The organism is Pseudomonas sp. TE6283 (assembly GCF_054060555.1).
The window spans coordinates 168,026-180,684 of record NZ_JBSSDH010000010.1 but is presented as its reverse complement, the minus strand read 5'-3'; the positions used below and the strand labels follow the sequence as shown (position 1 = coordinate 180,684).

Below are 12,659 nucleotides of genomic sequence, written 5' to 3'. Positions count from 1 at the left end.
GACCACACTGAGGGAAAGGGTATTGGCGAATCAATGCACTGCGCTGGATCAAAAGTTCGACGGGGTCGCCGCACTGATCAGCCGCGCCGGCTCCTCGAACGGGTTGCGAAAGCGGTGCGGACGGGTGCTTTCGAAGTAGTAGCTGTCGCCGGCCTCGAGAATGAATATTTCAGTGCCGACCACCAGTTCCAGGCGGCCTTCGAGCAGGATGCCGGTCTCTTCGCCGTCGTGGGTGAGCATTTCCGCGCCGGTGTCGGCACCCGGCGGGTAGACCTCGGTGAGGAAGGCGATGGCCCGGTTGGGATGCGACTTGCCAACCAGCTTCATGGTCACCGCGCCATCGGAGATGTCGATCAGCTCGTGGGCCTTGTAGACGATCTGGGTCGGGCTCTCAGGCGCCAGCTCCACCGAGAAGAACTCGACCATGGACATGGGGATGCCGCTGAGCACCTTGCGCAGGGAGCTGATCGACGGGCTCACGCTGTTCTTCTCGATCATCGAGATGGTGCTGTTGGTCACCCCCGCGCGCTTGGCGAGTTCGCGCTGGGACAGGCCCTTGAGCTTGCGGATGGCTTGCAGTCGTTCACCGACGTCCAAAGCTGGAGCCTCCTGAATCGGTCGAGATGGGGGTAGTGTGAACGATATGATGGCAATGCCGTTCAGTATTTACAACACACAGCCCCGCAGCCTGTCCGCTTCAGCGCCTTATTCGCCGATATAGTCCAGTGGCACACGCTTGAGATTGCAGAAGATCTGGTACGGAATGGTCCCGGCCTGCAGCGCCACGTCGCTGGCCAGGACTTGCTTGCCCCACAGCTCCACCGGGCTGCCGACAGTGGCCTCGGGCACCTCGGTGAGGTCGACGCAGAGCATGTCCATCGATACCCGGCCGATCAGCTGGGTGCGCTTGCCGGCCACCACCACCGGCGTGCCTGTGGGCGCCTGGCGTGGGTAGCCGTCGGCATAGCCCATGGCGACCACACCGACGCGGGTCGGGCGCGGGCTGACGAATTTGGCGCCGTAGCCCACCGGCTCGCCGGCCGGCAGCTCGCGCACGCTGATGATCCGCGATTGCAGGGTCATCACCGGTTGCAGGCGGGCCGCTTCGGCCTGCGCCACCTCGAACGGCGTGGCGCCATAGAGCATGATGCCCGGGCGCACCCAGTCGCTCTTGATGCGCGGCCAGCCCAGCACCGCCGGGGAGTTGCGCAGGCTGCACTCGGCGGCCAGGCCCTGGCGCGCGGCCTCGAACACGGCGACCTGCTGCTCGGTGGCGGCGGCATCGAGTTCGTCGGCGCGGGCGAAGTGGCTCATCAGCACGATACGCGACACCTTGCCGCTGGCCAGCAGGCGCTGGTAGGCGTCGTGATAATCCTTGGGGTGCACGCCGACGCGGTGCATGCCGGTGTCCATCTTCAGCCAGATGGTCAGCGGCTTGCGCACCGAAGTCTGCTCGATCGCTTCCAGCTGCCACAGCGAATGCACCACGCACCACAGGTCGTGCTCGGCGATCAGCGCCAGCTCGCTGGCCTCGAAAAAACCTTCGAGCAGCAGCAGCGGTGCCTTGATACCCGCCGCGCGCAGCTCCAGGGCTTCCTCGATGCAGGCCACGGCAAAACCGTCGGCCTCGGGCTCGAGCGCCAGGGCGCAACGCACTGCGCCATGACCGTAGGCGTCGGCCTTGACCACGGCCAGGGCCTTGGCGCCGGTCAGCTCACGGGCCAGGCGGTAGTTGTGACGGAGGGCTTGGAGGTCGATCAGGGCACGGGCGGGACGCATGGCGGCAGCCTTCTGGCAGTTCTGGTTATCGATAAAGCCCCGACACGGCAGATGGGGGTAGGTACCCACCGCGCCGGGGTGAGGGAACGGGTCAATCGGTTTTCGGCCTTATCGCGGGACAAGCCCGCTCCCACCAGCCTCTACGGTGTTCGTGGGAGCAGGCTTGCCCCGCGATAAGGCCAGCAGTATCAATGCTTACTGATGCGCAGGCGCCGGCTGCCCGTGCTTGGCGATCTCGCGGCTGTTGCCATAACGCGAGATGTCCAGGCCTTCGGCACTGATCTGCGGCTTCTTGCGCGCGATCAGGTCTGCCAGCAGGCGACCGGAACCGCAGGCCATGGTCCAGCCCAGGGTGCCGTGACCGGTGTTGAGGAACAGGTTACGGAACTTGGTCGCCCCGACGATCGGGGTACCGTCCGGGGTGGCCGGGCGCAGGCCGGTCCAGAAGCTCGCCTGGCTCAGGTCGCCGCCGCGAGGATAAAGGTCGTTGACGATCATCTCCAGCGTTTCGCGTCGACGCGGGTTCAGCGACAGGTCAAAACCGGCAATCTCGGCCATGCCGCCAACGCGGATGCGGTTGTCGAAACGGGTGATGGCGACCTTGTAGGTCTCGTCCAGGATGGTCGAAGTCGGCGCCATGTCGCCATTGGTGATCGGCACGGTCAGCGAGTAGCCCTTGAGCGGATAGACCGGGGCCTTGATGCCCAACGGCTTGAGCAGTTGCGGCGAATAGCTGCCCAGGGCCAGCACGTAGCGGTCGGCGGTTTCCAGCTTGCCGTCGATCCATACGCCGTTGATGCGGTCACCGGCGAAGTCCAGGCGTTGGATATCCTGGCCAAAACGGAACTCGACGCCCAGCTTGATGGCCATCTCGGCGAGCTTGGTGGTGAACAGCTGGCAGTCGCCGGTCTGGTCGTTGGGCAGGCGCAGGGCACCGGCGAGGATGTCCTTCACCCCGGCCAGGGCCGGCTCGACACGGGCGATGCCGTCGCGGTCGAGCAGTTCGTAGGGAACGCCGGACTGCTCAAGCACGGCGATATCCTTGGCCGCGGCGTCCACCTGGGCCTGGGTGCGGAACAGCTGGGTGGTGCCCAGGCTGCGGTTTTCGTAGGCGATGCCGGTTTCAGCGCGCAGCTCGTCGAGGCAGTCGCGGCTGTACTCGGACAGGCGCACCATGCGCTCCTTGTTCACCGCGTAGCGGCTGGCGGTGCAGTTGCGCAGCATCTGCGCCATCCACAGGTACTGGTCGACGTCGCCGGTCAGCTTGATGGCCAGGGGCGCGTGGCGCTCCAGCAGCCACTTGATGGCCTTGAGCGGCACGCCCGGGGCGGCCCAGGGCGAGGCATAGCCGGGCGAGATCTGGCCTGCGTTGGCGAAGCTGGTTTCCATGGCCACCGCCGGCTGGCGATCGACCACCGTGACCTCGAAACCTTGCCGGGCCAGATAGTAGGCACTGGCGGTACCGATCACACCGCTACCAAGTACCAGAACTCGCATTGTTGTATCCCTCGCACGCGGCTCGCCGCAGTCTTTTGTTGAAATGGCATGGATGCGCGCAGTATATGAATCTCCGACCAGTGCTATTCACTATATAAGCAGCTATATTTGGCGAGAATTCTCGGCAAAATCGCCTTTCACGGAGGGGCATCCCCTATGAGAACCCAGCACCAGAGCAAACGTGAACTGGACAAGATCGACCGCAACATCCTGCGGATCCTGCAGAATGACGGGCGTATCTCCTTCACCGAACTGGGCGAAAAGGTCGGGCTGTCCACCACCCCCTGCACCGAACGCGTGCGGCGCCTGGAGCGCGAGGGGATCATCATGGGCTACAACGCCCGGCTCAATCCGCAGCACCTGAAGGGCAGCCTGCTGGTGTTCGTCGAGATCAGCCTGGACTACAAGTCCGGCGACACCTTCGAGGAATTCCGCCGCGCCGTGCTCAAGCTGCCGCACGTGCTGGAGTGCCACCTGGTGTCGGGCGACTTCGACTACCTGGTGAAGGCGCGGATCTCGGAGATGGCCTCGTACCGCAAGCTGCTCGGCGACATCCTGCTCAAGCTGCCCCATGTGCGCGAGTCGAAGAGCTACATCGTGATGGAAGAGGTGAAAGAGAGCCTGTGCCTGCCGATCCCGGACTGAGGTCTCAGACCAGCACCTGACGGGTCGTGGCGATGAACTGGTGGACCAGTTGCTCGGCTGCAGGCTCGATGGGTTGCGCCGGTCCTCGGCCACGGGGGCAGGCCAGGCGCGGGGTGGTGCCGAACAGGCGGCAGATCATCGGGCGCTCTGCATAGACCGTACAGCCGTTCGGGCCCAGGTGCACGCAGTCCAGCCGCTCCAGGGCGGCGTCCTGCTCGGCCTGGGTCTTGCGCGGCAGGCGGGCCATCTCCTCGGCGGACGTGGTGACCGGACCGCAGCAATCGTGACAGCCGGGCTCGCACTCGAACGAGGGAATGAGTTCGCGCAGGAAGTGGATCTTGTGGCGGTTGCAGGACATGACCAAGGACAGTGCGATGAATGAGGTTGAATTATAAGCCCAATCGCGGGGCAAGCCCGCTCTCACGCCAGTACGTAAGCGTGGGAGCGGCGGTGCGCCGATGCGACTTGCCCCGCGATTGGGCAGTTGCCTATCCTCCCCCTTTCGTCTCAACCCAGGAATCGCCCCATGGTCCACAGCGCGCAGCACGCCGCCTCCTACTACGCCGCCAGCAGCGCGCCCCACCCTGACCATCCGTTCCTGCAAGGCGAACACAGCGCCGACGTGTGCATCGTCGGCGGTGGCTATTCAGGCCTGAACACCGCCATCGAACTGGCCGAGCGCGGCTTGTCGGTGATCCTCCTGGAGGCACGCAAGCTCGGCTGGGGCGCAAGCGGCCGCAACGGCGGCCAGCTCATCCGCGGCGTCGGCCACGGCCTGGAGCAGTTTCTCCCGGTGATCGGTGAAGAAGGGGTTCGCAGCATGAAGCTCATGGGCCTGGAGGCCGTGGAGATCGTCCGCGACCGCGTAGAGCGCCATGGCATCGACTGCGATTTGACCTGGGGCTACTGCGACCTTGCCAACAAGCCCGCCGAACTGGAGGGCTTCGCCGAAGACGCCGAGCAGCTGCGCAACCTGGGCTATCGCCACGAACTGCGACTGGTACAGCCCGGCGACATGCACTCGGTGGTGGGTTCGGGCCGCTATGTCGGCGGCCTGGTCGACATGGGTTCGGGCCACCTGCACCCGCTCAACCTGGCACTCGGCGAAGCCGCAGTGGCCAGCCGCCTGGGCGTCGGTCTGTACGAGCAGTCTGAAGTCACACGCATCGACTATGGCCCCGAGGTGAAGGTACACACCGCCCAGGGCCGGGTGCGCGCCAAGACCCTGGTGCTGTGCTGCAACGCCTACCACAACGACCTCAACCGCGAGCTGGGCGGCAAGGTGCTACCCGCCGGCAGCTACATCATCGCCACCGAACCCTTGGGTGAAGAACGCGCCCGCCAGTTGCTGCCGCAGAACATGGCGGTGTGCGACCAGCGCGTGGCACTGGACTACTACCGCCTGTCCGCCGACCAGCGCCTGCTGTTCGGCGGCGCCTGCCACTACTCCGGACGCGACCCGCAGGACATCGCCGCCTACATGCGACCGAAGATGCTCAAGGTGTTCCCACAGTTGGCCGATGTGCGCATCGACTACCAGTGGGGCGGCATGATCGGCATCGGCGCCAACCGCCTGCCACAGATCGGCCGTCTGGCCAGCCAGCCCAACGTCTACTACGCCCAGGCCTATTCCGGCCATGGGGTCAACGCCACCCACCTGGCCGGACGCCTGCTCGGCGAGGCCATCAGCGGCCAGCAGGGTGGTCGTTTCGATCTGTTCGCCAAGGTGCCGCACGCCACGTTCCCCGGCGGCCAGCTGCTGCGCTCGCCGCTGCTGGCGCTGGGGATGCTCTGGTACCGGCTCAAGGAGCTGGTCTGATACCGGCCTGAACCAGTCGTGGGAGCGGCTCAGTCTTTCCAGAAAGGTTTACGCCCTTCCCGTCGCGCCTGTTCCCAGGTCAGCCCGATATCGCGCAACTGCCGATCATCCAGCTGCAGCAGCGCCCTGCGGGTCCGCCAGCGATGCAGCATCAGGCCCCAACGACTCAGGCCCGCCGGCGCATTGAAGACCTTGGGCCGCTGCCCGGCCTCGAGTTCACCAGGCAACAGTTGCAAGCGCACATCGCTCAAGCCACCCATCACTGCGTTCTCCCATCAGTTGATACCGTGGAGAAAGCATGCACCCTCGTGTCCTCGACAATACAGACTCAAAAGAGGCTTATTATTCCCATACAGAATTGGCGAGAAGTCAGTTGAATGAAGTATTTTCCAACAATCTGTATCGGTCATCGACCCGCAAACGCGTAGGAGTATGCCGTGACGCTCTACCTCAACCTCGCCGAACTGCTCGGCTCGCGTATCGAGCAAGGCCTCTACCGCCCCGGCCAGCGCCTGCCCTCGGTGCGCGCCCTGAGCGTCGAGCACGGGGTCAGCCTGAGCACCGTACAGCAGGCCTACCGCCTGCTGGAGGACAACGGCCTGGTATCGCCTCGGCCCAAGTCCGGCTATTTCGTCGCCGAGGATCGCCAGCTCCCCGCCCTGCCCGACATCAGCCGCCCCGCCCAGCGGCCTGTGGATATCTCCCAGTGGGAACAGGTGTTGGAGCTGGTCCGCGCCACCCCGCGCCCGGACGTGATCCAGCTCGGTCGCGGCATGCCCGACGTCGACAGTCCCACGCTCAAGCCACTGCTGCGTAGCCTGGCGCAAATCAGCCGACGCATGGACATGCCCGGCCTGTACTACGACAACATCCACGGCAACGCCCAGCTGCGCGAGCAGATCGCCCGCCTGATGCTCGACTCCGGCTGCCGCCTGGGCCCGGCCGACCTGGTGGTGACCACCGGCTGCCACGAAGCGCTGTCGTGCAGCATTCGCGCGGTGTGCCAGCCCGGCGACATCGTCGCGGTCGATTCGCCCAGCTTCCACGGCGCCATGCAGACGCTGAAGGGCCTGGGCATGAAAGCCCTGGAGATCCCCACCGACCCAATCACCGGCATCAGCCTGGAGGCCCTGGAGCTGGCCCTGGAACAGTGGCCGATCAAGCTCATCCAGATCACCCCCAGCTGCAACAACCCGATGGGCTACATCATGCCCGAGGCGCGCAAAAAGGCCCTGCTGACCCTCGCCCAGCGCTATGATGTGGCGATCCTCGAAGACGATGTGTATGGCGACCTGGCGTACACCTACCCACGCCCGCGCACCATCAAGTCGTTCGACGACGATGGCCGCGTGCTGCTCTGCAGTTCGTTCTCCAAGACCCTGGCCCCGGGCCTGCGGGTCGGCTGGGTAGCCCCCGGGCGCTACCTGGAGCGGGTGCTGCACATGAAGTACATCAGCACCGGCAGCACCGCCTGCCAACCGCAGCTGGCGATTGCCGACTTCATCGCCGAAGGCCACTACCAGCCACACCTGCGACGCATGCGCAGCCAGTACCAGCGCGGCCGCGACCAGATGTGCGACTGGGTGACCCGCTACTTTCCCCCGGGCACCCGCGCCAGCCGCCCGCAAGGTGGCTTCATGCTGTGGGTTGAATTGCCGGACAGTTTCGATACGCTGCGCCTGAACCGCGCTTTACTGGAGCAGGGCGTGCAGATCGCCGTGGGCAGCATCTTCTCGGCCTCGGGCAAGTACCGGAACTGCCTGCGCATGAACTTCGCCGCCCGGCCCACGGCGCAGATCGAAGCCGCCGTGCGCAAGGTCGGTGAAACCGCCCTTCGTCTACTGGAGGCCGAGCACGGCGACGGGTAACGTTGCGCCGCCTGCCGTTGTCCAACCCCATAAGCCCTTGCTGCACAGGACGATCCACCCTTGAGACTCCAGCGAGCCTTGCCTCTGCTGTTGGTGCTGCTGCTCGGCCTGACGGGCTGTGCCAGCGTCGGTACGCCCCGTGAAGTCAGCCAGGCCCTGCCGGCCGGCGATTCGGCGTTTGGCCGCTCGGTACAGCGCCAGGCCGCGCCCTATGAAGGACGCTCGGGCTTTCGCCTGCTGCCCAACAGCAACGAAGCGTTCCGCGCCCGTGCCGAACTGGTCCGCAACGCCCGGACAAGCATCGACCTGCAGTACTACATCGTCCACGACGGCCTCAGCACCCGCGCCCTGGTCCACGAACTGCTGCGCGCCGCCGACCGCGGCGTGCGCGTGCGCATACTGCTGGACGACACCACCAGCGACGGTCTTGACAGCCTGATGGGCACCCTAGCCGCCCACCCGAACATCCACATCCGCGTGTTCAACCCCTTGCACCTGGGGCGCAGCACCGGCGTCACCCGCGCCGTGGGGCGGCTGTTCAACCTGTCGCGCCAGCACCGGCGCATGCACAACAAGCTGTTCCTGGTGGACAACAGCATGGCCATCGTCGGCGGTCGTAACCTGGGCGACGAGTACTTCGACGCCGAGCCCAACCTCAACTTCACCGACATCGACCTGCTGGGCGTGGGCCCGGTGGCCGAGCAGCTCGGCCACAGCTTCGACCAGTACTGGAACAGCGCCCTGAGCCGCCCCATCGGCGATTTCCTCTGGCGCCAACCCGATGCCGACGACCTGTTCGCCAGCCGCCAGCGCCTGGAGGTATCGCTGGCCGAGGCACGGGTCAAGCGCAAGGCACTGTACGACCGCCTGATGGCCTATCAGTCGCAGCCGCGCCTGGACGTGTGGCGCAACGAACTGATCTGGGCCCACAGCCAGGCCTTGTGGGATGCACCGAGCAAGGTGCTTGCGGACAACGAACCAGATCCCCGATTGCTGATGAGCCGGCAGCTGGCCCCGGAGCTGAACGGCGTGCACAAGGAACTGATCCTGGTCTCGGCCTATTTCGTGCCCGGCGAACCGGGGCTGCTGTACCTGACCAGCCGCGCCGACGCCGGCACCTCGGTCAAGCTGCTGACCAACTCCCTTGAAGCCACCGACGTACCGGCCGTGCACGGTGGCTACGCGCCCTACCGTCGCGCCCTGCTCGAACATGGCGTGCAACTGTACGAGCTGCGCCGCCAGCCCGGCGCCCCACGGCCGCGCCTGGGCTTGCATGGCAGCTCCGATTCGAGCCTGCACAGCAAGGCCATGGTGTTCGACCGCCGCAAGACCTTCATCGGTTCGTTCAACTTCGACCCGCGCTCGGTGCTGTGGAACACCGAAGTCGGGGTGCTGGTGGACAGCCCGGAGCTGGCCGAATACACCCGCGACCTGGCCGTGCAGGGCATGGCGCCCGCGTTGAGCTACGAGGTGAAGCTGGTGGACGGGAAACTGGCCTGGGCGACCGAGGACAATGGCCAGGGGCATATGCTGGTGACCGAGCCCGGGGGGATATGGCGACGCTTCAATGCCTGGATCAGCAAGGCGGTCGGACTGGAGAAGATGTTGTAGAACGCATCGCGGGGCAAGCCCGCTCCCACGCCGGTCGTGGGAGTGGGCTCGCCCCGCGATTGCTATCGGTCAGGCCGACGCCGGCTCGAAGGCATCCCGCCGCCGGGTCAGCACCACCAACCCCGCCGCCCCCACCGCCATCAGCAACGGCAGCGCGTGTCCGCTGATCCACTGGCTCCCCGCCCCGGCCAGCAACGGCCCAAGCAGGCAACCAATGCCCCACAGCTGCGCCACATGGGCGTTGGCCCGCACCAGTTCGTCATCCCGGTAGCGCTCGCCGATGAGCACCAGCGACAGGGTGAACAAGCCACCCGCACTGGCACCGAACAACACCCACAGCGGCCAGATCACCGGCGTGTGCAACAGCAAGGGGATCGCCAGGCTGGAAACCAGCAAGGTCAGCGCGCAGCCACTGAACAGCGCGCGCCGCGACATGCGATCGGCCAGGGCGCCAATCGGCAATTGCAGCACTGCGTCGCCCACCACCACGGTGCTGACCATGAACAACGCCACCTCCGTGGTGAACCCTTGCTGCAGGCAGTACACCGGCAGCAACGTCAGGATCATCGCCTCGAACGCCGCGAACAGCGCGATGGCCCAGGCGATCACCGGCAAGCGTCGGCAGAAGCCGAACAGGTCACTGAAGGTCACGCTGCACGCCTCGGTGGTCGGCGCCCCTCCCCGGCCCAGCAAAATCAAAGGCGCAACCAGCAGCAGGCCGGTCGCCGCCCAGAAACCGAAGTCGTCGTCCGAGCCGAGAAAGCCCAGCACCAGCGGCCCGGCCAGCTGGCTCAGGGCATAGCTGCTGCCATACAGCGCCACCAGCCGTCCGCGCCATTGCTCGACCACCAGTTGGTTGATCCAGCTTTCACCGAGGATGAACACCACGGTCAGCGACATGCCGATCATCAGGCGCAGCAGTAGCCACAAGGGGTAGCTGGGCAGCAGCGCGACCAGGGCAATGGAGGCCGCGCCGCCCCACAAGCACAGGCGCATCGCTGCAGGCACACCGACCCAACCGGCCAGGCGGCTGGCCACCGCGGCCCCCACCAGCACGCCCAGCGCCGGCATCGCCGCCATCACACCGATGGCGAACCCGCCGTAGCCCCAGCCCTCCAGGCGCAAGGACACCAGCGGCATGCTCACGCCGAGGGCAAGCCCGACACTGAGCACCGACGCCAGGACGGCAAAGTAGGTTCCCCAACGCATCACAGCCTCCTTTGGGCGCAAATCGTATATGACAGAGACGACAAAGCCGGGACGGCGTGAACCGGCCCGGCTGTCTGCGGCTCATCGCGGGGCAAGTCCGCTCCCGCGATGAGACGTTACTGGATTACAGCTTGATCCAGGTCGCCTTCAACTCGGTGTACTTCTCCAACGCGTGCAGCGACTTGTCACGGCCGTTGCCCGACTGCTTGAAGCCGCCGAACGGCGCGGTCATGTCGCCGCCGTCGTACTGATTGACCCAGACGCTGCCGGCGCGCACGGCGCGGGCGGTCTTGTGGGCCTTGGAGATGTCCGCGGTCCAGATGCCGGCGGCCAGGCCATACGGCGTGTCGTTGGCGATGGCGATGGCTTCCTCGGCGGTGTCGAAGGTGATCACCGACAGCACCGGTCCGAAGATCTCTTCCTTGGCGATCTTCATGGCGTTGGTCACGCCGTCGAAGATGGTCGGCTCGACATAGGTGCCACCGGTCTCTTCGAGGATGCGCTTGCCACCGGCCAGCAGCTTGGCGCCATCCTGGTGACCGGCATCGATGTAAGACAGCACGGTGTTCATCTGCTGGGTATCGACCAGCGCGCCGACGGTGGTCGCCGGGTCCAGCGGGTTGCCCGGCTTCCAGGCCTTGAGGGCCTCGACCACCATGGGCAGGAACTTGTCCTTGATCGAACGCTCGACCAGCAGGCGCGAACCTGCGGTGCAGACTTCGCCCTGGTTGAAGGCGATGGCGCTGGCGGCGGCCTCGGCGGCAGCCTGCAGGTCAGGGGCGTCGGCGAAGACGATGTTCGGGCTCTTGCCGCCGGCTTCCAGCCAGACGCGCTTCATGTTCGACTCGCCCGCGTAGACCATCAACTGCTTGGCGATCTTGGTGGAGCCGGTGAACACCAGGGTGTCGACGTCCATGTGCAGGGCCAGGGCCTTGCCCACGGTGTGGCCGTAGCCTGGCAGCACGTTCAGCACGCCCGCCGGGATACCGGCCTCGATGGCCAGCTGGGCGATGCGAATTGCGGTCAGCGGCGACTTTTCCGACGGTTTCAGGACGATGGAGTTACCGGTGGCCAGGGCCGGGCCCAGCTTCCAGCAGGCCATCAGCAGCGGGAAGTTCCACGGTACGATGGCACCGACCACGCCCACTGGCTCACGGGTCACCAAGCCCAGTTGGTCGTGCGGGGTCGGGGCGACTTCGTCGTAGACTTTGTCGATGGCTTCGGCAGTCCAGTGGATGGCCTGGGCCGCGCCCGGAATGTCGATGGAGGAGGAGTCACTGATCGGCTTGCCCATGTCGAGGGTTTCGAGCAGGGCCAGTTCCTCGACGTGCTTGCGCAGCAGGTCGGCGAAGCGGATCAGCTTGGCCTTGCGCTTGGCCGGGGCCAGGCGCGACCAGACGCCGGATTCGAACACGGCGCGGGCGTTTTCGACGGCGCGGTTGGCGTCGGCCAGGTCGCAGCTGGCGACCTTGGCCAGGAAGCGTCCGTCCACCGGGCTCAGGCAGTCGAAGGTTTCACCGGATGCGGCATCGGTGTATTCGCCGTTGATGAAGGCGCGGCCTTCGATCTTCAGTTGCTGGGCACGCTGTTCCCAGTCCGCACGAGTCAGGGTGGTCATAGGAAACTCCTCTCTTGTTAAGGTGCAACGCCGCACTGAGGACTCACGGGCGCTGTCAGAAATGCTGGCCAGGCGATGAACGCACACCGGCATCCGACACCCTAAACCAGGGCGGGCAAACTATCAATATATTTGACACGTATGGCCTAAAAGCCTACTGATGTGCATTTTATTAAACAACAACAGGGTAACAACCATGAGCATCGCCAGTATCGTCGACTTCGCCCAGGTTCTCACCGAGGCCGAGCGCTACCGCCCAGCGGCGGAAAAAATCCTCAAGGGCGAGCCTGACCAGGCTGTCTACAACCACTATTCCAGCCCTTGCGGCCAGTTCGCCGCCGGCGTCTGGGAGGGCGAGGTGGGCCAGTGGACGGTGAGCTATACCGAACACGAGTACTGCGAGATCGTCCAGGGCGTGTCGGTGCTGCGCGACCAGGAAGGCAACGCCAAGACCCTGCGGGCCGGTGATCGGTTCGTCATTCCGGCCGGCTTCAAAGGCACCTGGGAAGTGCTGGAGCCCTGCCGCAAGATCTATGTGCTATTCGAGCAGAAGTGACCTTGTGGGAGTCGACTTGCCCCACGATTGCCGATTCGCAGGCATAAAAAAACCCGC

12 protein-coding genes are annotated in these 12,659 nt (G+C 65.5%); 5 read left to right on the top strand and 7 right to left on the bottom strand.

The features are described 5' to 3' along the window. Positions 1-48: 48 nt before the first annotated feature. From ACVWZ5_RS15740 to dadA, 3 genes are all read right to left on the bottom strand, one after another. Entirely contained in the window at positions 49-597 is a 549-nt protein-coding gene (locus ACVWZ5_RS15740; protein ID WP_023629132.1) for a cupin domain-containing protein, read from the bottom strand. 108 nt (positions 598-705) lie between these two features. Next, a complete protein-coding gene (gene alr / locus ACVWZ5_RS15735) occupies positions 706-1,779 on the bottom strand; it encodes an alanine racemase (protein WP_457340723.1) in 1,074 nt (357 codons plus the stop codon). Between the two features lie 195 nt (positions 1,780-1,974). After that, positions 1,975-3,276, bottom strand: coding sequence for a D-amino acid dehydrogenase (gene dadA / locus ACVWZ5_RS15730; protein ID WP_028689923.1), 1,302 nt, complete (start codon positions 3,274-3,276; stop codon positions 1,975-1,977). A 156-nt stretch (positions 3,277-3,432) separates the two neighbouring features. Here dadA and dadR point away from each other — a divergent pair, with 156 nt between their 5' ends. Beyond that, positions 3,433-3,921 carry a transcriptional regulator DadR gene (dadR, locus tag ACVWZ5_RS15725; protein ID WP_003258963.1) on the top strand — a complete coding sequence of 163 codons (489 nt, stop codon included), beginning with the start codon at positions 3,433-3,435 and terminating at the stop codon, positions 3,919-3,921. A 4-nt stretch (positions 3,922-3,925) separates the two neighbouring features. Here dadR and ACVWZ5_RS15720 read toward each other — a convergent pair whose 3' ends face one another. Then, the gene (locus ACVWZ5_RS15720; protein ID WP_050707514.1) at positions 3,926-4,279 is read right to left on the bottom strand and encodes a YkgJ family cysteine cluster protein; all 354 of its coding nucleotides are present in this window, start codon (positions 4,277-4,279) and stop codon (positions 3,926-3,928) included. A 168-nt stretch (positions 4,280-4,447) separates the two neighbouring features. Between ACVWZ5_RS15720 and ACVWZ5_RS15715 the strand changes: the two genes are divergently transcribed. Continuing rightward, positions 4,448-5,740, top strand: a complete 1,293-nt coding sequence (locus ACVWZ5_RS15715; RefSeq protein ID WP_062575591.1) for an NAD(P)/FAD-dependent oxidoreductase — start codon at positions 4,448-4,450, stop codon at positions 5,738-5,740. 29 nt (positions 5,741-5,769) lie between these two features. Here the strand turns inward: ACVWZ5_RS15715 and ACVWZ5_RS15710 are convergent, their stop codons facing one another. After that, positions 5,770-6,000, bottom strand: a complete 231-nt coding sequence (locus tag ACVWZ5_RS15710; RefSeq protein ID WP_028689926.1) for a DUF1127 domain-containing protein — start codon at positions 5,998-6,000, stop codon at positions 5,770-5,772. A gap of 177 nt (positions 6,001-6,177) precedes the next feature. Between ACVWZ5_RS15710 and ACVWZ5_RS15705 the strand changes: the two genes are divergently transcribed. Both ACVWZ5_RS15705 and ACVWZ5_RS15700 read left to right on the top strand, forming a co-directional pair. Beyond that, positions 6,178-7,608, top strand: a complete 1,431-nt coding sequence (locus tag ACVWZ5_RS15705) for an aminotransferase-like domain-containing protein (protein WP_062575593.1) — start codon at positions 6,178-6,180, stop codon at positions 7,606-7,608. A 60-nt stretch (positions 7,609-7,668) separates the two neighbouring features. Then, positions 7,669-9,219, top strand: coding sequence for a phospholipase D family protein (locus ACVWZ5_RS15700; RefSeq protein ID WP_062575594.1), 1,551 nt, complete (start codon positions 7,669-7,671; stop codon positions 9,217-9,219). 69 nt (positions 9,220-9,288) lie between these two features. On the opposite strand, the gene ACVWZ5_RS15695 is transcribed toward ACVWZ5_RS15700, so the two are convergent. Then, positions 9,289-10,428 carry an MFS transporter gene (locus ACVWZ5_RS15695; protein ID WP_062575595.1) on the bottom strand — a complete coding sequence of 380 codons (1,140 nt, stop codon included), beginning with the start codon at positions 10,426-10,428 and terminating at the stop codon, positions 9,289-9,291. Between the two features lie 124 nt (positions 10,429-10,552). Then, positions 10,553-12,046 carry an aldehyde dehydrogenase gene (locus ACVWZ5_RS15690; RefSeq protein WP_062575596.1) on the bottom strand — a complete coding sequence of 498 codons (1,494 nt, stop codon included), beginning with the start codon at positions 12,044-12,046 and terminating at the stop codon, positions 10,553-10,555. A 196-nt stretch (positions 12,047-12,242) separates the two neighbouring features. On the opposite strand from ACVWZ5_RS15690, the gene ACVWZ5_RS15685 reads away from it, so the two are divergent. Further along, positions 12,243-12,602, top strand: coding sequence for a cupin domain-containing protein (locus ACVWZ5_RS15685; RefSeq protein WP_050707521.1), 360 nt, complete (start codon positions 12,243-12,245; stop codon positions 12,600-12,602). Positions 12,603-12,659: the final 57 nt, after the last annotated feature.